Below are 19,343 nucleotides of genomic sequence, written 5' to 3' on the forward strand. Positions count from 1 at the left end.
AGCAGCTACTCACTGACGTTTGCGTTTTGCCGACAGCAAACGGTTCGCCTACGGCCAAAAACAAAAAAACCACCCACACCCCAGCCGCAAAGCCACGATATGGATGGTTCCACCCATCCGTCTCAAAACACTACATTCGGTTCACTCAAACCCCACCCACCAACTTCCCCTATCCATCCGTCGCTTTTAAGCACTACCCCGACTCGCCAACCAAAAATACAACGGCGACGTCACCACCAACCCCACCACCCAAGACAAATCCGCCCCGTTAATGCGTTCGGAAATCGGCTCCACATACAGCGGCGTGTTCATAAACGCAATCTGCACCGCAATCCCCACTGCATATGCCAGCACCATGTCGACGAAGTGGCCGATGAAGTCTTTGCCGGCGAACACGGCTGCAATCGCGCAGGCGGCGAGTACGAGGATGGAGATCACCGCGCGGCTTTTGGCGGTTGGAATCCAGCGATACGCGAAGGTCTGCACCAGGGTGAAGATTCGACAGCACCGCGCCGTACAGGTTGAGGGCGTTGTGGCTGATCACGTTGAGCAGGAACAGCACCGGCATCAACTGAAGCCGCACCCGCTGCGGCTTCTGTCGTCGGCCCGTCAGCGGCGCGGGGTCTGCAAGGCGTGGTAGCCGTAATCGGCGCGGGCTTTGCGTAAAGGAACGCCCGCCTCGATAGCCGCACGAATATGCGCTTCGGCCTGGTGGATTTCTTCGGCCACCGCCAGCACTTCGCTCAGTGAACCGGCCGGAATCACTACCAGGCCATCACCGTCACCGCGCAACCAATCATCGGGCTGTACTCGTACGCCGCCCAGCGTAACGGGCGCCTGGATCGCTTCGACACGCACGCGATCCTTGCCGGTGCGCATCCAGTTACCCCGGGCAAAGATCGGGTAGTTAAGCGCCAGCGCACGGTCGACATCGCGGCAGATACCGTCAATCACCGTTCCGGCCAACTGCTTGCGGGCGGCGGTGGAGGTCAGCAAATCGCCCCACACGGTGGTGTCGAGCCGCGCCTGGTTGTCGATCACTACCACTTGGCCGGCCTCAAGGTCGTCGATGTAGTCACCCACCGAGCCGCCGTCCAGGCCAATAGGGCCGTAGCGCAGGGTCCAGGCTTTGCCTGTGAGGTTGAACGAGCGGTCCAGAGGCATGATGTCGGTGCACTGGCAAACAATCTTCAGGCGGTCCATCGCATCGCTGAGGTCGGTGCAACTCAGGGCGTTGAGACGGGTAAAAATAGAGGTTTGCATGATGTGGCCTTCCTTGTGTCCGGTAGGTTAACGCGCGCTGGCGGCGGCACTGAATGCGTGGATCTTGTCGACGATCTGGCGCGACGCCGTCCTGATTGCCGTGGTGGTATTGCCGGCGATGTGTGGCGTCAGTTGCGCGTTGGGAATGCCGGTCAGTGGCGAGTCGAACCGGTCTTTTTCCAGGGTAAAGGTATCGATGGCGACCGCTTTGATATGCCTGGGAAACTGGCGCATGAAGGCTGCCAACTGGTGCTCGTCGACGATCCCGCCGCGAGCGGTATTGATGAGGATTGAACCCTGGCGCATCTGCCGGAACTCGGCAGTGCCGAACAAGCCGCGGGTCTGCGGGGTGAGCGGTACGTGGATCGAGACGAGGTCCGCCTCGGCCAGTAACTGTTCCAGGCTTGCTCGTCGTTCAAGCTCAAGGTTGCGCGCCACCGGTTCGGTAAACCGCTCGGACCCGGTGGCGATCACCTTGATGCCCAGCGCCGCAGCTTTGCGCGCCACCTGCCGGGCAATGCTGCCGGTGCCCACCAGCCCAAGCGTCAGTTCGGCGTATTCGCGGGCAGGTGCCAAGCTGCCTTTTGCCCAATGGCCGTTGTGCGTTTCGGTGTTGTAGTCATCCAGGTCGCGCGACAGAAACAGCGCCTGGGCCACGACGTATTCGGCAACAGCGGCCGCGTTGGAACCTGGCGTGTTGAGTATCGCCACGCCACACTGCTCGCACGCCAGCCGATCAATATGGTTAACCCCGGTGCCGGCCTGGGCAATGGCGCGCAGGGGAGTGGCCAGCGCGGGCGAGGTGGCGGCGCGGATCAGGCTGGCACCGAAGGGGATGTTCAGGCGCGTCTTGAACACGCTATAACCCCCGGCCTGAGTCACCGCGGCAATAAAGGCAGGCTCGTCATGGCAGTTGATCTCGGCATAGTGAATGCGCGTGGCGTAGTGCTGCCGGATGCGGTCTTTGTCGGCGAAGTAGTGCAGGTTGAGGGTGACGACCAGGCCCAGCTCAAGAAAGCGATCGACTTCCTCAAACAGTAACGGCGGCCCGGGGGCATCGAGTATCAGGGTGGTAAATGCCATACAGTTGATCCTCTTGAAGGGTAGCGCCTGCCGATACCCAGGTTGCCCTGGGTATCGGGGTTAATCACCAGGTGAAATGGTGCGCGCTTGCGGGATCGACCAGGCCCGCGTCGGTACTCACGGCCGCGAGGAACCCGCTGTAGAAATCATTCAGCGATGAACACTGGATGAACTCGGGATTGCGCTTGGCGTAGATAAGAAACAACCGATAGATTCGCAGGTTCTTTTCCTTGCGGTAGACCTCTGCCTTGAGGCTCGGCCACAGATTGAGCAAGCTGCTTTCCTTGATTTTCCACGGGTCCGCCGGCTCGGTGCCGGTGGTGGCTTTGTGGACAAAGCGCTTACCTTCAATGACTTCCAGGTGCAGGCTGGCCAGCAGTTGTTCGGCCGTGCCGACGGCTTCGGTCTTCAAGGCTTGCGCCAGCGCCAGGATGTGGGCCTTTTCCGGGATGCTGCCGGTCAAGGTCAGCCAGGCGCATTTGAGGTCGGTTCGCGCAATGGCGTAGGCCATGCCTTTGACGTAGGTGTGAAAGCTCTCATCCTCGTTGAAGGCCTTCGCCAACTGCGTGGCCGGCTCTTGCGCGAACTGCCCGACGCCGATCAGTTCGCTGTGCAACCCACCGGCCAGCAAGGCGCGGGTCCAGGGAATCGCACGAATGGCATCGGGGCGCGACTCGAACACTTTGATGTTGAAGATACGCGAAGGCGGCCGGGTGCCCTTGGCGGTGGCCCTGACCACGTCAAATCGCGCCAGGTCGCGCAGCAGAGCGGGCAGTGCCGGGTGCTCGAAGAACGTCGCCTGGTAGCGGCGCACCACGTCCCCCCAACGTTGAATCCTGTCGGCGATGACTGCCTCGGACGGTTGTGGCTGGGGCTCGGCGTGCATACGGTACAACTGGCTGAGAAAGTTGACGGACTGGTTGCGGGTCAGCAGATGAGCGCGCATCTCTGCGCACCCGGCCAGCATGAACCGGGTTTCCGGACCGTCCAGCGCACCGAACTCCTGCAAGGTCTCGGCGATCACCCCGTTACACCGCGCGTGTTCGCCACCCATGATGACGTGGGCGACCACTTCGATGCCGTAGCGGGCCGCAATCGACTTGTGCTGGTTGGCAATCGCCATATTCAGTTTGTGCATGGCCTTGCCGCCTTGCTTGCCCGTGTCGCTGGGGCCAAACGTGATGTATTGGCGGTTGCCGCGTGTTGCCAGGTGCTGGCGGTATACCGGGTTTTCGTACACCTCATGCACCGTGGCAAGCGTGCGCTCGGCACCGGCGAGGTCTTCGGGTTGCAGGGCGATGTCGATCCCGTCGCGCACTTGGGCCGCCTTCATCAAGAACAGCACCTCCAGCGTGCTGAGGGCTGAGGTGTACTCGGCGATCCCGTGGATTTTCATCCTGTCGCGATAACGGTCGGGCATTTCAAACCGCTCAATCGCATTGCGCGCATCGTGCATGCGGATATAGCTCGGGTCCTGCTCCATCAGCGCAATGTAATCCTGGCCGGCGTATTGCTGGGCTTTCTTGGTATAAATCGGCGTGGTGCGTTGCAGATATCCTTGCCACAGGGCCGCGGGTGTCTGGGCCGCCTCGCCTTCCAGCGCGACCTCAAGCGCAGCTTGACGCGCACGTTCATCCAGCTCGCGATAGTGCAGGCCCTGGCCCAGGCCGATGGATTCCAGCCATTGGCTGGACAGAATTTCATCGACCACGCTGGCGAACATCTCGGCGTTTTCACGAAACTCGATATCCAGGTAGTGAAAGCCAAACGCATGCACCCGCAGCAGCAGGCGGTCGATGGCCGCCGGCTGGGTAAAACGGATGCTGCCCAGTGCCTCGATCAGCTCAGCGGGCTGCTCGAAATGCGCGGGGTGATCCTTGCCCAGGCGTGCCCGAATCTCTTCCAGGCGATGCTGTGCGCCGCCGGCCTTGATCAGGCTGTCGATATCAGCGATGTAGCGGTTGCGCAGCGCGGTTTCCAGCGCCACGACCAGGGTTTCGGTGTGCTGGTTGGTGTCATAGGGGCGGCCATCCTTGTCGCCGTATAACCAGGTAAACAAGCTCAGCCATTTTTCCTGCGTCGCCAGGCCCAGGGCGTGATGCACGTCGGGCAACGCGTCATACACACTGTCGGCGTAAAAAATCTGCGACTCGATATCGGTGCCATTACTGCCCGACCACACGGCGTTGTATAACTTCAGCAACAGCTGCGCAGTGACTTGGGGCTTTTTGAGACCACGGTCTTCGACGTGCTGCGCCAGTTTCTGCAAGGCCAGCACGACGGAATGCTTGAGCTGGTCGGTCTCTTTGCACAGCAGCCCCAGGCTGATATTTACCCCGGCCGGCGCCGCAATCAACTGCGAGTCGAGCGTGAGCAACTGACGGGGCAGGCTGGCTTGCGAAGCAATCTGGGTCGCCACGCTTCTGACTGACAATTCGAACAGCAGCTGCTTGATCAGCAACAACTTCCAGAACGCCTCGACGTCTTTGCTGGAGCGGGACTCGAAGAACGCCTTGCCCAACGCCGCCGCCAATTTCGCATCAGCCTTGTCCAGATACGACAGCGTATCAATTTCGGCGTAGATCCTCAGGCAGGCTCGGGTGTGCGGGGTTTGGGAAGCGTCATCTGTGTTGGCCTTGAGTGCGTGCTCCAGTGCTCGCCATAGAACGTCATGCAGTAACGCGGGGTTGGTATGGCGCAATGACGGGCGAGTTGATGCATTTTCCAGTATGGAATTGATCACATGATTCATGGGTTCGAGCCTCGATAATTGTACAAATCCCTTGTTTGCAGTGTGCCGAACAGGCACACGCAAAATCATCAATGTCCCAGGCTTAACCCACCGCGTCGTAACGAACGGAACTCACCTGTTCGCCGACAGAAAGCCCCCCTTGTCGGTACCGAAAAACGGCAAAAAAATGAAACAACTTGTTACATCTGCGCGAAATAAAACATGCGCCGAATTTGTCGACAAAAGACCTTTTTGGAATAGAACGCTAGGAAAAAATGATAGGGAGCTAATAAAAAACCCAACGCTGAGTGCTGTTTCAGTGCCGCGCTGATTTCTAAAACCCTGATTCTTCGACATTAAATTCACTCGTTCAAAAAACGCTTGCCCAAGCAGGAATCTCGCCTAGCCACGGCCTGCGAGCGCAACCTAAACAATTCTTCATAAACTCGAATGTATGGAAAAAGCAGAGCAGGCTTATTGCCAGCCCTTTAGAGTCATTTTTCGCATTGAGCGTCCTACCCAAGGCGTGCGCGCCTGGGCAGTAAAAATTATCGTGGTCTGACCCCGTTGTTACCGTTTTTACCCTGACCCACCGCCATCGCGGGCAAGCCCGCTCCCACAAGGTTTCATGCCATGCCTACGATCCGCGTCATGACCCCAACCGACTACGACGCTGTGCTCGAACTGATGCAAAACACCCCCGGCATTTCCCTGCGCGATGCCGACGGCCGCGAGGCCACGCAGCGTTATCTGGCGCGTAACCCGCAGATGAGTTTTGTCGCCGAAGCCGCAGGCCGGTTGATCGGCTGTGTGATGTGCGGCCATGATGGGCGGCGCGGGTATTTGCAGCACTTGCTGGTGCTGCCGGGCTTTCGCCGTCAGGGCATCGCGCAAACGCTGGTCGAGCGTTGCCTCACCGCGCTGGAGCAGCAGGGCATCCACAAATGCCACCTCGACGTGTTCAAGACCAACACCCACGCGGCTCAGTATTGGCAAGGCCAGGGCTGGACGCTACGAACGGATATCGACCGTTATTCATTCACCCGCGAGGGCCATGAAAACGCATGAAAGGACCACGCAATGCTCGAAATCAAACGGGCCACCCCTGATGACGCCAACGCCGCGTTTCACATCCGCCGCGAAGCCATTCGCAGCCAATGCATCGGCGCCTACACCGCTGAGCAAATGGCGCTGTGGACGCGAGGCAGCGCTGAGGACGGCTACAGCGTGCTGATGGACAAACCGTTTTACCTGGGTTGGGTACAGGGTGAACCGGTCGCCACTGGCATGCTCGACCTCGACAACAATGAAGTGGGCGCGCTGTTTGTACTGCCGGCGTTCACCGGCCGTGGGTACGCCAAACACATGCTGGAGCACCTGGAAAAGCTCGCGCGGGCATCAGCGATTGAACAGGTGGTGCTGGACGCCACGTTGAACGCGGCGAGCTTCTACAGAGCGTGCGGGTATGTGGGCGAAGAGCAGGCGGTGTATCACTCGCCGTCGGGGTTAACCTTGGCGTGCATCCCGATGGTAAAGCGGCTGTCGGCGGTGTAACGAACACCGCCGAACCCTGTGGGAGCTATCGAGCCCCGGCGAGGCTGCGATGGCGGTGGCACTGTCAAAATAGGTGTCGCCTGATACACCGCTATCGCAGCCTCGCTAAAGCTCGGCAGCTCCCACACTTGCTCTTCACGCGGCGCTGAAGGCCGCACGCAGCCGCTCAATCACCTGCTCGACCGAAGCCCCCTGAATCATTGGCGGCGTCAGGCTCTCGCCAAACTCGCGCCACACAAACAACGTCAACTCCGCCCCATCGGTAAACGCCTGTTCCTGTGCGCCAAAACCCTGTAGCACCCGATACCGCTGATCCCGCCAAAACGCCTGCTTTACCCAGTCATACACCGGGATGAAATGAAAATGCAGTGGAAAGCCCGGCATATGCCCATAGCGGCTGATATACAGCCATTTCGGCCGCAGCTGTGCCTCCATCACCCGTTGAGTGCGAGCCAGTAAGCCCCCCAGCTCCGCGAGTGCGGCCTCGGGCATGTCGGCGAGGCTGTCGATGGGGGCTTTGGCGCCGAGCATCAGGTAACCCGGCAGTTTTGAGGCCAGGTGATGGTTGAGCAACCAGTGCTCGGTTTCAGCAAGGATGAAAGCGGGGTCGATCTGCATAAGCACGCGTCCATGAGAGCAGGGCGGGCAGGATAACAAGCACGGGCGCCTGTATCGCGCAAAAGCGCGCGATCTGTGTCTACCCCAGCGTCTGCCGGGTGGATAGTGTTGGGCCCCGTTCACTGATCTGCGAGCCCACCATGGAACTGACCGCCGTCCCGTTTGGCATCACCGACTGGTCCAGCCTCGACCCCGTGACGCATCCCGGCGTTACCGGCAATGCGGTGTGGCGCACTTGCCAGTTTGGCACCACCCGTGTGCGCATGGTCGAGTACACCCCCGGCTACCTGGCCGACCACTGGTGTTGGCGCGGGCACGTCCTGCTGTGCCTTGAGGGCGAGTTACACACCGAGTTGGAGGATGGCCGCCAGTTCACGCTGACGGCCGGGATGAGTTACCAGGTGGGCAACGACATGGAAGGGCATCGCTCCTCCACCCGCACGGGGGCGAAGCTGTTTATTGTGGATTGAGCCTCACCCCTGGCGAAACACCCCACCCAGCGCCCACAAAAAAGCGAATTTGCGGCGTACGCAAATTCGCTGTTGAGCTAATCATTCAGGGCCCAGGCGCGGTGCCGGGCGTGTGCTGACGGGTGCGGCTCAATGCATCTTGCTGTGGTCCATGCCGCCCATGTCGCCCATGTCATTCAAGGCGCGGGCCGGCGCTTTCACTTCAATCGACTGTTTCTCGCCCTTGGCGTTTTCCACGGTCAGGGTCAGCGGCACCTGGTCGCCTTCCTTGATCTGGCCGGTCAGGCCCATCAGCATTACGTGGTAACCGTCCGGGTCGAGCTTGACTGCTTTGCCGGCGGGCAGGGCGACCGACTTCACCGGGCCCATGCGCATCACGTCGTCTTTCATGCTCATTTCATGGATCTGCACGTCCTTGGCCACCGGTGACGCAACGCTGAGCAATTGGCTGTCGCTGTCGGCGGTGAGGGTCATGAACGCGCCGCTGGACGGTTGGCCCGCCACGGTCGCGCGGACCCACGCGTCGCTCACGTGTACCTGGGCGCTGGCGTGCGCCGCGAGGCCCAGCAGGGTCAGGCCGAAGGTGATGCGCTTGAGGTGTTGAACGGCAGTCATTAGCAGACCTCCATGACGGTGAGCAGGTCTTCTGCGCACTCTTTAGCGGTAAGGGATGCCGACAGGCCCAGGCGCAGATTGCCGCGGGTGTCGAAGACGAAACTGGTGGACGTGTGGGACAGGGTGTAGGTGTCACCGGCGGGGATCTTTTCATAAAAGATCCCGAATTCCTTGGCGGCCACGGCGATTTCTTCCGGGGTGCCGTACAGCGCTTCGAAGCTGGGGTCGAAGGCCTTGACGTAGCGGTCGAGCAGTTCCGGTGTGTCGCGCTCGGGGTCGAGGGTGATAAACACCACTTGCATGATCTCGCCGTCGCGGCCCATCAGCTTCTTGGCCTGGGCGGCGCGGGCCAGGGTCGTCGGGCACACGGCCGGGCACTGGGTGAAACCGAAGAACACCACGGGCATGAGGCCACGGAACGAGCTCAGGGTGACGGTTTCGCCATCAGTGTTCTTGAGCTTGAAGGTGCGGCCCATGATCTTGTCACTGAGGTCCTTGCCGTACTTGAAGTTCAGCTTGGGACTGTAGTCACAACCGCCCAGCAAACTGCCGAGGCCCAGCAGGCCCATACCGGTCAGCACTTTGCGGCGGGTGAATAACGTACTCATCAACTGTGCATCCTGTGAAACGCCTGCATTGCTCTGGATCTACACATCAGGCTGCGAAAGCCAGGCTTTGAAAGGTAGAAACGAGGAGGGCGCCCAGTCTACCAACCCTGGCCAGTCGGCGGAATCTGCGACGTTCTGCCACAGGGGCGCGTGGTGCTTCATCCCTTTGCGGCTTCGATGGTAAAGTCGCCGCCATGAAATTGAGCCACCCTGACCGTTCGCTGATCGCCTGGGCCCTGTACTTTTGCGTGCTGATGAACGTGTTCGCCTGCGGTTTGGGGCATGGGCAAATGTTGGGCCAGCAGCTCAATGGCATCGGCGGGGCGTTCTGTTCGGTGGACGGTAGCCAGGCGCCAGTTTCCGACCAAGGGTCAGGTATCCCGGCCTCCAGCAACATCTCGAACTACTTTGCCTGCCCGGTGTGCGCTGCCGTGACCGTGGCTATCGTGTTCCTCATCGGCCTGGCCTGGTTGCTGAGCCTCAAGCAAACCCCGCGCCCGGCCCACGAGCGCCGCAACAAAGCCCCGCCGCGCTACGCCTGGCCCTCGGCCAACCCGCGCGCTTCCCCCGCATTCTGACGTGTGCCTTGGGCTTCCTGTGATCAGGAGGCGTTCTATCGTCACGACTGTGAGTGCGTTCCATGAACCATCTATTGCCTGCCGGCGCCAGCCGCCTGGTCAGCAAGGCGTCCCGGCGCTTGCGCGCCGAGCCGTTGCGGCCCGAATACCCCAGCAATTCCCGCTGCTTCGTGCATTTGGATGCACGCCTGTTGCCGCATTGGCACACCTTGTTCGATATCTGCCCGGCACTGCTCAAGCTTGATCCGCCGGAGGGCTTGAACCTGTTTCGCAGCTTCATGACCTGGGCCTACCGCAACCAGACACCGCAGGATTGGACCTATCACCTGAATGTCTGCCGCTGGCTGCTCACGTCGCCGTATCGACTGCAGATCGACGACGAGCCCATCGAGGCGTTCATGGCGGCAGCGGCAGCACGCTGGATCAATACCGATCAAAGCCAGGCCCAGGGCGTGGTCCTTGCCTGGCGCGATTCAACGGTTTTCGATTGGAAGGGCGCGGCGGTGGTCGGCGTCGAACAGCAGCGACTGCCGGCCCCGACCGGCGATTTTGCCTGGTGCCCGCTGACGCAAAAAGAGGGCTTCAGCGGCTGGTTGTCGGTGCCGTGAGGTTAAGGCGAACCCACTGCGCGACGCTGGTCACGGCGATCTGCTGCTGAGCGTTGAAGGTCACGGCGGGGTCCCAGGCCACGCCGTTGCCCTGGGCAAATACTGCGCGGTACTTCTGCAGGTTGTCGTCCGGGGTTCGTGCCAGCTGCGCGAGCAGCGTTGGCACTGACCAGCACGCGCGCTTGAGCGTGATACCGAGCACGGCATCGACGGTGTCGGCCAGTTGCCGATAAGTCAGGGTATCGCCTGCGGTGTACACCACTTGGTTACCGAGCGCGGGTTCGGCAAACACGATGCGTGCGGTCAACCTGCCGATGTCTTGCGGCGTGGTCACGGTGACCGCAGTGTCCCAGTCGCCCAGGGCGTGCATGCGGTGTTGCGTCAGGTCGACCACGCCGAACGACGGTTCAAACAGAAAGCTGGTGAACATGCCCGTGGAGATGATCAGCCACTGGGTGGCTTGTTGCCCGCGCAACAGGTCGCGTACGTCCAGCTGTTCATCGAACGTATCCTGCGGGCTGCCGCGCCCGATCACGTCGTAATCCACGCCGAACTGCCACGGTATATAACGTTGCACACCACCTTCGATGGCGGCCCGTGCGAGTTTGGTTTGTGTGCCGGGGCCGGCGGCGAAACCGGTGCAGCAGATAACCGTGGCGAAGCCCGAAAAGAGCGCGGCGAGGGTGCTTTGGCTGTCGTTCTGCAGATCGCCGGCCAACACCTCGACACCCTGCTCGCGCAAGGTCTGCGCCGCAGCCGATTGCAGGCTGGCGGGGCGCAGTAACACCGCGATGCGTGTGTTATGCGGCGCGGCCAATACAACCAACTCGCGCAGCACGGCCATGCCCAATTCGCCGGCACCGAGTACCAGCATGGAAGAGGCAGTCATAGGGTTCTCCGTCGGTGATGAAAGTCGTGGCATGCTTGCAGAATTAATCGCCGCGCATAAGAAGGCACACCCGTGATACCGAGAGCCCCCTATGGATAACGACGAGATCATCCGCCGCTCGCAAGAGGCGTGCGATGCCCTGAGCGCTGACGATGATGGCCTCAAGCGTGAGGTGTTGACCCATGCGGGCAACCGCTGGTCATTGGGTATCGTGCATGTATTGGGCGTATCCGGACGCTTGCGCCACGCCGAGATCGGCCGCCGCCTGCAGGGGGTCACCCAGCGCATGCTGACGCGCACGTTGCGCCAGCTGGAACGGGACGGCCTGGTGCTGCGTCATGATTTTCAGGAAGTGCCGCCCAGGGTCGAATACGCGCTCTCGGCCCTGGGGACTGAACTGCTGGTGCACATGATTCCGCTGTGGACCTGGGTGGTGGAAAACGGTGAAGGGTTTCGCCAGGCGCGGGAGCGCTTCGACAACACGTGATCAACCCAGGGTTCGCCCCGTCGTGGTTACCCAAGGCATTGGATTGTTACGAAAACTGAAACAGTGATTGGCGGTTTTAGCGGCTGTTTCCCGGCAGCCCAACGCTATACCGTGCGCGCACCCGTCGATAGCAGCACCACCCGGCTTACACAGAACAGGGTTGGGCTGTGACGGGGTTGCCTCAATGACTTCTCGGAGCCTTCATGAATCACACCACTTGCCTGGCGCTCGCCGTTTCCCTCGGCGTCGCGCAGCAGGCGGCTGCGTCGGGTTTTATCGATGACAGCAAAGCCAACCTCGACCTGCGCAACTTCTATTACAACCAGGACACGCGTAACACCAAAGCCGCCTCGGATAAAGAATGGGGCCAGGCGTTCATGTTCAACTACCAGTCGGGTTTTACCCAAGGGCCGGTCGGCCTCGGCCTGGACCTGCAAGCCCTGTATGGCCTGCGTCTGGACGCCTCCGGGCGCGCCGGCAAGGCCGGTGAGGACACTACCCCCGGCAGCGTATTCCCGCTGTCCGATGGCAAGGCCGCGAACGACTTCAGCAAGGTCGGCGCCACCGGCAAGGTGCGCCTGTCCCAGACCCAACTGAAAGTCGGCACCTTGCTGCCCAAGATGCCCGTGCTGATGTCCGAAGACGGCCGCCTGTTACCGCAGACGTTTCGTGGCTATCAGGTGGACTCCAAGGACCTCAAGGACGTCAACCTGGTCGCCGGTAAAATCGAGCAGGTGCTGGACCGCAACTCCAGCAACAGCCAGGGCATGTCCATTGGCGGTGCCAACGACCCGGTCAAAGGCGCGTTCAGCCATCAGTTCTACTACGGCGGGGTGGATTACACCGTCAGCAAGCCGCTGCAAGTGCAGTACTACTACGCCAGTCTGGAAAATTTTTACCAGCAGCATTTTGTCGGCCTGGTGCACAACTGGCAGTTGCCGGTAGGGCAATTGAAGACCGACCTGCGTTATTTCTACAGCACCGCCGACGGCAAGAACGCCCGTGCCAGCGGGCGAGGCGAAGGCTATGTCAGCTCGGGGTATTACGGGGCGGGTGTCAATTCGGGCAAGGTCGACAACCGCCTGTGGAGTGCGTTGTTTACCTATGCGCTGTCCGGGCATGCCGTGAGCCTGGGGTATCAGAAGACCACTGGCGCAAGTGATTTTCCTCATATCAACCAGGGGCAGGGCCGTTCGCTGTACCTGATCACCAATGCGCAATCACTGAAGTTCATCAATGCCGGGGAGCAGGCCACGGTGGGCAGTTACGCCTATGACTTCACCGGCCTTGGTATACCGGGCCTGCGGTCGAGCGTGACGTATCTCCACGGCAGCAACATCCGTGCGGCGCGTGGTGACAACCGTGAGTGGGAGCGCGATGTGCGCGTCGACTACGTGATTCCCACCGGCACCTTCAAGGGGCTTGGCCTGACGTGGCGCAGTGCGGTGCTGCGCGGTAATGACACAGCCGACAAGGATGAAACGCGGCTGATCGTCAGCTACAGCATCCCGCTGATGTAAGGCGCGCAGAGGCGCAGCGGCACGCTGTTTTTCGAGCGCCGGGCGTGACGGACGGGCCTTCATTGGCCTGAGCGTTGTTTGCCGTGAGCGCGTTTGTGCTTGTCCGGCGGGGGCTGGTTGCCCTTGGCCGGCGTGGGCGGGCGCTTTTCACTGTCGCGGGTGGCTTTCTTGCCGCTGTCGCCGCCACGGCTACTGTCCGCCGGGCTGCTGGGGTAAGTGCCAGGAGGCAGTGCGGAACCGGCGGCAGTGTCGCTGTTCAGCGCGTTGGCCGGGGCGACGTTATCGCCAAAGGCGGCGAAGGCTGGGCTTGCCAGCACGGCGGTCAAACCGACGATAAGCAAAATCCTTTGGGCAGTACGGGTCTTCATGACGCTGTCTCCTTGATCAGGCCAAAGCCCGGCAACTCCCGGGCGCCGGTGGTCTATCAGTCAAGGCTGGCTGCCGCCTGCACCTGGCGGGGTGTTTCCGTTGGTAGCCATTTCCCAATGCCTCATCAATGAGTGAATCCATTCCATGGTGTGGCTTAATTGGGAATGCGCCGTGCCAATCAAAGTTTGAAAAAGTTCGCGAGCCTGCGACGAGCGGTGGTTACCCGCCGCTGACTTTCCAATGCTGGGTGTCTTCGGCAAACACCACCTGCTTGACCTCATGAGCGATCCCGTAAGCCAGTGATTCATGGGCGGCGATGACTTTTTCCTCGGCCGACAGGCATTTGAAAATATCCAGCTGGGTGTCGGCCTGGAGGGTCTCCAACTCATAGATTTTCACATAGCGCGCCAAATCGTTATCCAGGCTCGACAGGTACTCGCGCAGGCGCTGGTGGTCCACCGAGCTTTGGCTGAAATGCCAATTCATCGGGTGGATCAAAAAACGTGAGTGCGGTGTGGTGATGCGACGGTTGGCCGCCAGGAACATGATGATGCCCATGGATTCGATATTGCCCGCGTTAATCGCGCACAACGGCACCGGCAGCGCCTTGAGGAAGGTGTAGAGGGTAAAGCCGAAATTGCTGCTGCCACCGGTGGTCGAAAGGTTCAGCAGCAGGGAACTGGCGCCTTCGTCAATTGCATCCAGGCAACAGTCGCGAAAGCGTTCGCTGGTGCCCTGGTCGATCTGGCAGTGAAAGTGAATAACGTGCTCGGTCATCCTGAACCTCCGTAATCCAACGCAAAAGCGGTAACTGAGGTTGAGTCTAGAAGGTTGCTCAGGATGCGCCGCAATGATTGGGCGTGAGTGTTGGCGGAAAATCAGATGGAACCCTGACGCCATCTGCTTGACCTAACGCATAGACCTCAGGAGGTGACTCATGCAATTAGAATATATCTGGATCATTTTGGCAGTGGTTCTGCTGGTCCTGGAATTGTGGGCGATCAACGTCGTTCTGCGCAGCACCGGTGGCTGGGAGACCAAAGGGTTGTGGTTGATCATTCTGATCTTCGTGCCGCTGTTCGGGCTGATCGCCTGGGCGATGTTCGGGCCGAAACGCGAGATGCCTGAAGTGCGTAAAAACTGAAGCTGAACCGGACTGAAAACAGGCGCCCATGGGGCGCCTGTTTGCGTTCCAGGGCTGGGGTTAACCTGCCACGGTCTTGGCAATCGCCTCGTTGAACGCCGGCAAGTCATCCGGTGTGCGCGAGGTAATCAAGGTCCAGCCATTAGCGGTGCACGCTTTGACTTCGGCGTCGACCCAGCCGGCAGCGCCGGCATTTTCAAGGTCGATGCGTACGCTCTTGTAGGAGGTCAAGGTCTTGCCCTTGATCACCCCGGCGTCAATCAGCGTCCAGGGGCCGTGACAGATCGCTGCGATGGTTTTGCCGGCCTTGACGAAGTCGTTGATCAGTTTCAACGCAGCCGCATCCTGACGCAGGGTGTCGGCATTGACGGTGCCGCCAGGGATGACCAGCGCGTCAAAGTCGCTGCTGACGACCGCCGAGAGTTGCACGTCGGATTCCACGGTTTGATCCTTCTCGGTGTCGCCGACGAAGGTCTGCGTCGTTCCGCCTTTGCTTGAGGCGTGCGTGACGGTCGCACCGTAGGCGCGCAGGGCTTGCAGCGGCTTGAGCAACTCATCGCGCTCGATACCGGTGTTAGAGGTGATGATGAGGATGTGCTTGCCGTTGAGTTGCGAACGCATGGTTGGGCTCCTTAGTCAGGGACGGATCAGTGGGCGTGATTGGCTTGCAGTTCCTTGGCCATTTTCAGGTGGGCTTCAAGGGTTGGCAGGGTCTTGGTGGCGAAGGCCTTCAACTCGGCGTTGTCCGAAGAGGCGGCTTCTTTCTTGAACAGTTCGACGGTTTTTTCGTGGGCCGCCACTTGGTTGTTGGCATAGGCCTTGTCGAACGATTCGTCGCGCAGTTCCAGGATGGCCTTCTTGGCTTGGTCGGTCAGCGCGGCGTCATCAGGGACTTCGATGTCGAGCTTCTTCGCCAGTGCCGCCAGTGCCTGGTTGGCTTTGGTGTGGTCGGTGACCATGTGTTGGGCGAAGGTCTTCACGTCGCTCGCGCTGCTTTTTTCCAGCGCCAGCTTGCCGGCTTCGACCTCGGTGATACCGCCTTGGGCGGCGTCGTCGACAAAACTGTTGGACGTAGCGGCCATGGCCGTGGTGATCGAACCCGCAACCAGCACAACGGTCAGGCCCATTTGTTTCATCAACAGCGTAGTCATGGTGAAGCTCCTTGAAATCGATAATGGCGTGATGCCGTACCTGTTGGTTGAGCGAGTGCTGGTGCAAAAGGTTTAAATTAATTCGCAGTTATTTCGCCGGTGGCACTGCACGGCAATTTCCTTGAACTAACCCCATTCGCAGGGCTCTGCTGCATAAGTGCCTGCTGATTCAGGTGGGCCTTCAACTGCCTGGAGATACACCGTGACCGATCACAACACCGTCGATAAAACCCCATCGCCCATCAGCTCGGAAGACGCGCAGAAAGGCACCGAAAAACCGGCCAAGGGGCAGACGCTGGAACGTGCGAACCCGCATACCGAAACCGTGGACAAGGTGCTGACGCCCACCTCGATCAAGGACATCGAGCGCCAGACCGATGCCATCAACGAGCAAGCCGCCAAGGCTGAGCGCAAGCTGGGTCACTGAGCATGGCTCGGTCGATTACCGCGTCTGAACTGGGCATCGAGCTCAAGCCCGGGGATGACGCCAGCCTGTTCAGATGGTTCATTGCCAGCTTCCTGATGGGCAAGCGTATCCAGGCGCCCATTGCGGCGCAGGCTTACAAGGTGATTGTGGAAGAGCAGGGCCGTGACACTGCGCGCAAGTTGCAGCACTGCACCTCGCGTGAATTGGTGAGCATGCTCGGGCGCGCCCATTACGTGCGTTACGACGAAACCACGGCGCAGCGCTTGCTCGACCTCAGCGCCAAATTGAACGCCGAGTACGCCGGCAAGATCAGCCAAATCCGCAGTGCCAGCGAGGATCGGCAGGCCTTTGAAAAGCGCCTGGGCGAATTCGATGGGGTCGGGCCCAAGACTATCGAGATTTTCATGCGCGACGCGGCCACGGTGCTGTTTTGACGGCACTGCTGTCTGTGGGGTGTGCCGGCTGGCGTTTGCCCCGTGAACGCTGGCCGGATTTTGCCGAGCAGGGCACGCATTTGCAGCGTTATGCCGCGCGTTTCAATGCGGTGGAAATCAACAGCTCGTTTTACCGTCCGCACCTGCCCAAGACTTACCAGCGCTGGGCAGAATCGGTGCCGCCGGGGTTCCGGTTCTCGGTCAAGCTGCCCAAGCGCATCACCCATGCACTGCGTTTGCAGCACTGCGAGGCGGCGCTGGATGAGTTCCTCGGGCAGTGCCTGCATTTGGGCGAAAAGCTCGGCTGCCTGCTGGTTCAACTACCGCCTTCGCTGCGTTATGAACCGGTTGTGGCGGCGAGTTTTTTCAGTGCATTGCGCGAGCGCTTTGCCGGTGCCGTGGTGCTCGAACCGCGTCATGCCACATGGCGTGAGGCGCAAGCGTTGTTGGTGGATTGGCGGGTTGCTCGCGTGGTCGCCGACCCTGCGGTGATCGACGCGGGCGCGGGTTGGCAGGGCTTGGGCTATTGGCGCCTGCACGGTTCGCCGCGTATCTACCACAGCGCCTACGGCCCGCAACGGGTGCAAGCGTTCGCGCGACAGTTGAACCAGGCGGTCGCGTCCGGCATTCCCACCTGGTGCATCTTCGATAACACCGCCAGCGGCCACGCAGTGACCGATGGGTTGTGGCTACTCGACTTCCACGCGCAGCACTTCCAAGCCTAACTGCTCATACGCCTCGACACTCGGCACATGCCACTCCGTGATGAGTGTATGGATTCGGTTGCACGGCCCGACCACAAAGGGTTCCACCGCGCCGAGCTTATCGGCCATGGTCACGGCCACGACATGGGATGCGCTGTCGAGCAAGGCCTGTTTGACCGCCACTTCATCGAAATGCAGCGAGGTGATACCGACCTGTGGATGCAACGCGCACACGCCGGTAAACAGCAGGTCGGCCTTGATGCTCTGGATCAGGCGCACAGCATCCTGGCCGCCGGTGGACAAGGTGGCGGGGTTGAGCTGGCCACCGGCGAGGATCACTTTTACCTCGGGATGATCCGCCAGGGCGATGGCGATCATCGGCGACGGCGTGACCACGGTCAGGCGGATCGAGCGCGGTAACGACTGGGCAATCTGCAGCGTGGTGGAGCCGGAATCGAACAGCACGATCTGGCCATCCTCGACACGCTCGGCCGCCAGCTGCGCAAGGTGGCGCTTGACCTCGTCGGTTTCGCCGACGCGGGTGAAGAAGTCCTTGCCGGTGTCTTTGGGCCGGGGCAGGGCACCGCCGTGCACGCGTTGCAACAAGCCGGCGGCGGCGAGTTCGCCGAGGTCGCGGCGAATGGTGTCCTGGGACACGGCAAAGTGTTCAACCAGCTCTGACGCGGTGACTTTACCGTCGCGCTCCAGCAGCAACAGGATCTTTTGTTTGCGCAAAGAAGGCAGGTCGACGGCGTGGTGAGTGTTGTGCATGTTTGTGCTTCTTTTTGCGGGTTTGTGCGAGGTTAATCATCTGTCGAAGTAAACGCAATGGCTGGTTGTGCAGCCGATGGGCGGTTACTCTCTGCGCTCAGTTCAGGGAGAGGTGACCCAGATGTCGTTGATCACAACCATCGAAGACTTACGCAAACTGGCGCAAAAACGTGTCCCCCGGATGTTTTACGATTACGCCGATTCCGGCTCCTGGACTGAAAGTACCTACCGGGCGAATGAAAGCGATTTTGCCCGCATCAAATTCCGCCAGCGGGTGGCGCGCAATATCGATGAGCGCTCGATCCGCGCCACCCTGATCGGCCAGGACATGGCCATGCCTGTCGCCCTCGCACCCACCGGCCTGGCGGGCATGCAGCATGCCGATGGCGAAATCCTGACCGCCCGCGCCGCCGCGGCGTTCGGCCTGCGTTATACCTTGTCGACCATGAGCATCTGCTCGTTGGAAGACATTGCCGAACACGTCGGCCAGCCATTCTGGTTCCAGCTGTATGTGATGCGTGATCGCGGGTTTATCGAACAGTTGATCGAGCGTGCCAAGGCCGCCGGGGTGGACGCCCTGGTGTTGACCCTCGACTTGCAGATTCTCGGGCAGCGCCACAAGGACTTGATCAACGGTCTGTCGGCGCCACCCAAACTGACCCTGCCGAATATTCTCAATATGATGACCAAACCGCGTTGGGTGATGGGCATGCTCGGCACCCAGCGTCGCGGCTTCGGCAATATTGTCGGGCATGTAAAAGGCGTGGCGGACATGAGTTCGCTGTCGTCGTGGACTGCCCAGCAATTTGACCCGCGCCTGAGTTGGGATGATGTGGAGTGGATCAAGAAATGCTGGGGCGGCAAGCTGATCATCAAGGGCATCCTTGATGTGGAAGACGCGCGCCTGGCGGCCAATTCCGGCGCGGATGCGTTGGTGGTGAGTAACCACGGTGGCCGTCAGTTGGATGGGGCGCCGTCGAGCATCAGCCAGTTACCGGCGATTGTCGAGGCGGTGGGTAATCAGATTGAAGTGTGGCTCGACGGCGGCATTCGCTCTGGCCAGGACGTACTTAAAGCCATGGCATTGGGCGCAAAAGGCACCCTGATCGGCCGCGCGCATTTGTATGGGTTGGGGGCGATGGGCGAGGCGGGCGTGACCAAGGCCCTTGACATCATCGCCCGTGAGTTGGATGTGTCGATGGCGCTGTGCGGCTATAACGATATACGCGATGTGAATCGCGAGATTTTGCTGCCGGGTTCTTTTCCCACCGGCGTTTATTGAGCAAAAAAATCGTAAAAAAGTAAAAAGAGTTGTCCAC

24 protein-coding genes and 1 pseudogene are annotated in these 19,343 nt (G+C 60.5%); 12 read left to right on the forward strand and 13 right to left on the reverse strand.

The window, feature by feature from the left end; all coding sequences use genetic code 11:
• Positions 1-186 precede the first annotated feature (186 nt).
• From CPH89_RS22230 to CPH89_RS22245, 4 genes and pseudogenes are all read right to left on the reverse strand, one after another.
• Positions 187-571, reverse strand: a pseudogene (locus CPH89_RS22230) (cytosine permease); the annotation flags it as partial.
• Positions 572-609: 38 nt separating this feature from the next.
• Positions 610-1,263, reverse strand: a complete 654-nt coding sequence (locus CPH89_RS22235) for an RraA family protein (protein ID WP_053255614.1) — start codon at positions 1,261-1,263, stop codon at positions 610-612.
• 27 nt (positions 1,264-1,290) lie between these two features.
• Entirely contained in the window at positions 1,291-2,346 is a 1,056-nt protein-coding gene (locus CPH89_RS22240; RefSeq protein ID WP_053255615.1) for an NAD(P)-dependent oxidoreductase, read from the reverse strand.
• Positions 2,347-2,410: 64 nt separating this feature from the next.
• Positions 2,411-5,098: a phosphoenolpyruvate carboxylase gene (locus tag CPH89_RS22245; protein WP_053255616.1), complete on the reverse strand. Its 2,688-nt coding sequence runs from the start codon at positions 5,096-5,098 to the stop codon at positions 2,411-2,413.
• Between the two features lie 612 nt (positions 5,099-5,710).
• Between CPH89_RS22245 and CPH89_RS22250 the strand changes: the two genes are divergently transcribed.
• Both CPH89_RS22250 and CPH89_RS22255 read left to right on the forward strand, forming a co-directional pair.
• Positions 5,711-6,145: a GNAT family N-acetyltransferase gene (locus CPH89_RS22250; RefSeq protein ID WP_053255617.1), complete on the forward strand. Its 435-nt coding sequence runs from the start codon at positions 5,711-5,713 to the stop codon at positions 6,143-6,145.
• A gap of 12 nt (positions 6,146-6,157) precedes the next feature.
• Positions 6,158-6,631, forward strand: a complete 474-nt coding sequence (locus CPH89_RS22255; RefSeq protein ID WP_053255618.1) for a GNAT family N-acetyltransferase — start codon at positions 6,158-6,160, stop codon at positions 6,629-6,631.
• A 135-nt stretch (positions 6,632-6,766) separates the two neighbouring features.
• Here CPH89_RS22255 and CPH89_RS22260 read toward each other — a convergent pair whose 3' ends face one another.
• Entirely contained in the window at positions 6,767-7,249 is a 483-nt protein-coding gene (locus tag CPH89_RS22260; RefSeq protein ID WP_053255619.1) for an HIT family protein, read from the reverse strand.
• Between the two features lie 140 nt (positions 7,250-7,389).
• On the opposite strand from CPH89_RS22260, the gene CPH89_RS22265 reads away from it, so the two are divergent.
• Positions 7,390-7,719 (forward strand): DHCW motif cupin fold protein, encoded by a 330-nt coding sequence (locus tag CPH89_RS22265; RefSeq protein ID WP_053255620.1) that lies wholly within the window; start codon positions 7,390-7,392, stop codon positions 7,717-7,719.
• 129 nt (positions 7,720-7,848) lie between these two features.
• Here CPH89_RS22265 and CPH89_RS22270 read toward each other — a convergent pair whose 3' ends face one another.
• Positions 7,849-8,334: a copper chaperone PCu(A)C gene (locus CPH89_RS22270; protein ID WP_053255621.1), complete on the reverse strand. Its 486-nt coding sequence runs from the start codon at positions 8,332-8,334 to the stop codon at positions 7,849-7,851.
• The gene (locus tag CPH89_RS22275; RefSeq protein ID WP_053255622.1) at positions 8,334-8,942 is read right to left on the reverse strand and encodes an SCO family protein; all 609 of its coding nucleotides are present in this window, start codon (positions 8,940-8,942) and stop codon (positions 8,334-8,336) included. The genes CPH89_RS22270 and CPH89_RS22275 overlap by 1 nt, the downstream gene beginning before the upstream one ends.
• 194 nt (positions 8,943-9,136) lie before the next feature.
• On the opposite strand from CPH89_RS22275, the gene CPH89_RS22280 reads away from it, so the two are divergent.
• Together CPH89_RS22280 and CPH89_RS22285 are read left to right on the forward strand one after the other, a co-directional pair.
• Positions 9,137-9,520: a DUF2946 domain-containing protein gene (locus CPH89_RS22280; RefSeq protein ID WP_053255623.1), complete on the forward strand. Its 384-nt coding sequence runs from the start codon at positions 9,137-9,139 to the stop codon at positions 9,518-9,520.
• Positions 9,521-9,582: 62 nt separating this feature from the next.
• Positions 9,583-10,128 (forward strand): putative natural product biosynthesis protein, encoded by a 546-nt coding sequence (locus CPH89_RS22285; protein WP_053255624.1) that lies wholly within the window; start codon positions 9,583-9,585, stop codon positions 10,126-10,128.
• On the opposite strand, the gene CPH89_RS22290 is transcribed toward CPH89_RS22285, so the two are convergent.
• On the reverse strand, positions 10,103-11,017 hold the full coding sequence (locus tag CPH89_RS22290) for an aromatic alcohol reductase (protein ID WP_053255625.1): 915 nt from the start codon (positions 11,015-11,017) through the stop codon (positions 10,103-10,105). The two genes, CPH89_RS22285 and CPH89_RS22290, sit on opposite strands and share 26 nt — an antisense overlap.
• Positions 11,018-11,108: 91 nt before the next feature.
• Here CPH89_RS22290 and CPH89_RS22295 point away from each other — a divergent pair, with 91 nt between their 5' ends.
• Positions 11,109-11,504, forward strand: coding sequence for a winged helix-turn-helix transcriptional regulator (locus CPH89_RS22295; RefSeq protein WP_053255626.1), 396 nt, complete (start codon positions 11,109-11,111; stop codon positions 11,502-11,504).
• Between the two features lie 203 nt (positions 11,505-11,707).
• Positions 11,708-13,024, forward strand: a complete 1,317-nt coding sequence (locus CPH89_RS22300) for an OprD family porin (RefSeq protein WP_053255627.1) — start codon at positions 11,708-11,710, stop codon at positions 13,022-13,024.
• Between the two features lie 59 nt (positions 13,025-13,083).
• On the opposite strand, the gene CPH89_RS22305 is transcribed toward CPH89_RS22300, so the two are convergent.
• Positions 13,084-13,392 (reverse strand): hypothetical protein, encoded by a 309-nt coding sequence (locus tag CPH89_RS22305; RefSeq protein ID WP_053255628.1) that lies wholly within the window; start codon positions 13,390-13,392, stop codon positions 13,084-13,086.
• A 220-nt stretch (positions 13,393-13,612) separates the two neighbouring features.
• Positions 13,613-14,170, reverse strand: coding sequence for an ATP-dependent Clp protease proteolytic subunit (locus CPH89_RS22310; protein WP_053255629.1), 558 nt, complete (start codon positions 14,168-14,170; stop codon positions 13,613-13,615).
• 160 nt (positions 14,171-14,330) lie between these two features.
• Here CPH89_RS22310 and CPH89_RS22315 point away from each other — a divergent pair, with 160 nt between their 5' ends.
• Entirely contained in the window at positions 14,331-14,537 is a 207-nt protein-coding gene (locus tag CPH89_RS22315) for a PLDc N-terminal domain-containing protein (RefSeq protein ID WP_053255630.1), read from the forward strand.
• A 60-nt stretch (positions 14,538-14,597) separates the two neighbouring features.
• Here CPH89_RS22315 and CPH89_RS22320 read toward each other — a convergent pair whose 3' ends face one another.
• Both CPH89_RS22320 and CPH89_RS22325 read right to left on the reverse strand, forming a co-directional pair.
• A complete protein-coding gene (locus CPH89_RS22320; RefSeq protein ID WP_053255631.1) occupies positions 14,598-15,158 on the reverse strand; it encodes a type 1 glutamine amidotransferase domain-containing protein in 561 nt (186 codons plus the stop codon).
• Positions 15,159-15,184: 26 nt separating this feature from the next.
• Positions 15,185-15,688: a DUF4142 domain-containing protein gene (locus CPH89_RS22325; protein WP_053255632.1), complete on the reverse strand. Its 504-nt coding sequence runs from the start codon at positions 15,686-15,688 to the stop codon at positions 15,185-15,187.
• Positions 15,689-15,890: 202 nt separating this feature from the next.
• Here CPH89_RS22325 and CPH89_RS22330 point away from each other — a divergent pair, with 202 nt between their 5' ends.
• From CPH89_RS22330 to CPH89_RS22340, 3 genes are read left to right on the forward strand one after another with little or no spacing between them, the layout of a single operon-like run.
• Positions 15,891-16,115 (forward strand): hypothetical protein, encoded by a 225-nt coding sequence (locus CPH89_RS22330; RefSeq protein ID WP_053255633.1) that lies wholly within the window; start codon positions 15,891-15,893, stop codon positions 16,113-16,115.
• A 2-nt stretch (positions 16,116-16,117) separates the two neighbouring features.
• Positions 16,118-16,549 carry a hypothetical protein gene (locus CPH89_RS22335; protein ID WP_053255634.1) on the forward strand — a complete coding sequence of 144 codons (432 nt, stop codon included), beginning with the start codon at positions 16,118-16,120 and terminating at the stop codon, positions 16,547-16,549.
• Positions 16,546-17,274 (forward strand): DUF72 domain-containing protein, encoded by a 729-nt coding sequence (locus tag CPH89_RS22340; RefSeq protein WP_096236846.1) that lies wholly within the window; start codon positions 16,546-16,548, stop codon positions 17,272-17,274. Before CPH89_RS22335 ends, CPH89_RS22340 begins: the two co-directional genes overlap by 4 nt.
• On the opposite strand, the gene CPH89_RS22345 is transcribed toward CPH89_RS22340, so the two are convergent.
• Positions 17,239-18,024 carry a DeoR/GlpR family DNA-binding transcription regulator gene (locus tag CPH89_RS22345; protein ID WP_053255635.1) on the reverse strand — a complete coding sequence of 262 codons (786 nt, stop codon included), beginning with the start codon at positions 18,022-18,024 and terminating at the stop codon, positions 17,239-17,241. The genes CPH89_RS22340 and CPH89_RS22345 overlap by 36 nt on opposite strands.
• A 121-nt stretch (positions 18,025-18,145) precedes the next feature.
• On the opposite strand from CPH89_RS22345, the gene CPH89_RS22350 reads away from it, so the two are divergent.
• A complete protein-coding gene (locus tag CPH89_RS22350; RefSeq protein ID WP_053255636.1) occupies positions 18,146-19,306 on the forward strand; it encodes an alpha-hydroxy acid oxidase in 1,161 nt (386 codons plus the stop codon).
• Positions 19,307-19,343: the final 37 nt, after the last annotated feature.

Source organism: Pseudomonas fluorescens (genome assembly GCF_900215245.1).
In the GTDB taxonomy this organism is placed as follows: domain Bacteria; phylum Pseudomonadota; class Gammaproteobacteria; order Pseudomonadales; family Pseudomonadaceae; genus Aquipseudomonas; species Aquipseudomonas fluorescens.

Excerpts from the sequence above, each read along its gene's own strand:
- CPH89_RS22310 (WP_053255629.1), bottom strand. The coding sequence starts at position 14,170 with ATGACCGAGCACGTTATTCACTTTCACTGCCAGATCGACCAGGGCACC.
- CPH89_RS22290 (WP_053255625.1), bottom strand. The coding sequence starts at position 11,017 with ATGACTGCCTCTTCCATGCTGGTACTCGGTGCCGGCGAATTGGGCATG.
- CPH89_RS22260 (WP_053255619.1), bottom strand. The coding sequence starts at position 7,249 with ATGCAGATCGACCCCGCTTTCATCCTTGCTGAAACCGAGCACTGGTTG.
- CPH89_RS22350 (WP_053255636.1), top strand. The coding sequence starts at position 18,146 with ATGTCGTTGATCACAACCATCGAAGACTTACGCAAACTGGCGCAAAAA.
- CPH89_RS22235 (WP_053255614.1), bottom strand. The coding sequence starts at position 1,263 with ATGCAAACCTCTATTTTTACCCGTCTCAACGCCCTGAGTTGCACCGAC.
- CPH89_RS22335 (WP_053255634.1), top strand. The coding sequence starts at position 16,118 with ATGGCTCGGTCGATTACCGCGTCTGAACTGGGCATCGAGCTCAAGCCC.
- CPH89_RS22245 (WP_053255616.1), bottom strand. The coding sequence starts at position 5,098 with ATGAATCATGTGATCAATTCCATACTGGAAAATGCATCAACTCGCCCG.
- CPH89_RS22255 (WP_053255618.1), top strand. The coding sequence starts at position 6,158 with ATGCTCGAAATCAAACGGGCCACCCCTGATGACGCCAACGCCGCGTTT.
- CPH89_RS22345 (WP_053255635.1), bottom strand. The coding sequence starts at position 18,024 with ATGCACAACACTCACCACGCCGTCGACCTGCCTTCTTTGCGCAAACAA.
- CPH89_RS22305 (WP_053255628.1), bottom strand. The coding sequence starts at position 13,392 with ATGAAGACCCGTACTGCCCAAAGGATTTTGCTTATCGTCGGTTTGACC.
- CPH89_RS22315 (WP_053255630.1), top strand. The coding sequence starts at position 14,331 with ATGCAATTAGAATATATCTGGATCATTTTGGCAGTGGTTCTGCTGGTC.
- CPH89_RS22240 (WP_053255615.1), bottom strand. The coding sequence starts at position 2,346 with ATGGCATTTACCACCCTGATACTCGATGCCCCCGGGCCGCCGTTACTG.
- CPH89_RS22250 (WP_053255617.1), top strand. The coding sequence starts at position 5,711 with ATGCCTACGATCCGCGTCATGACCCCAACCGACTACGACGCTGTGCTC.
- CPH89_RS22300 (WP_053255627.1), top strand. The coding sequence starts at position 11,708 with ATGAATCACACCACTTGCCTGGCGCTCGCCGTTTCCCTCGGCGTCGCG.
- CPH89_RS22270 (WP_053255621.1), bottom strand. The coding sequence starts at position 8,334 with ATGACTGCCGTTCAACACCTCAAGCGCATCACCTTCGGCCTGACCCTG.
- CPH89_RS22280 (WP_053255623.1), top strand. The coding sequence starts at position 9,137 with ATGAAATTGAGCCACCCTGACCGTTCGCTGATCGCCTGGGCCCTGTAC.
- CPH89_RS22285 (WP_053255624.1), top strand. The coding sequence starts at position 9,583 with ATGAACCATCTATTGCCTGCCGGCGCCAGCCGCCTGGTCAGCAAGGCG.
- CPH89_RS22320 (WP_053255631.1), bottom strand. The coding sequence starts at position 15,158 with ATGCGTTCGCAACTCAACGGCAAGCACATCCTCATCATCACCTCTAAC.
- CPH89_RS22295 (WP_053255626.1), top strand. The coding sequence starts at position 11,109 with ATGGATAACGACGAGATCATCCGCCGCTCGCAAGAGGCGTGCGATGCC.
- CPH89_RS22325 (WP_053255632.1), bottom strand. The coding sequence starts at position 15,688 with ATGACTACGCTGTTGATGAAACAAATGGGCCTGACCGTTGTGCTGGTT.
- CPH89_RS22275 (WP_053255622.1), bottom strand. The coding sequence starts at position 8,942 with ATGAGTACGTTATTCACCCGCCGCAAAGTGCTGACCGGTATGGGCCTG.
- CPH89_RS22265 (WP_053255620.1), top strand. The coding sequence starts at position 7,390 with ATGGAACTGACCGCCGTCCCGTTTGGCATCACCGACTGGTCCAGCCTC.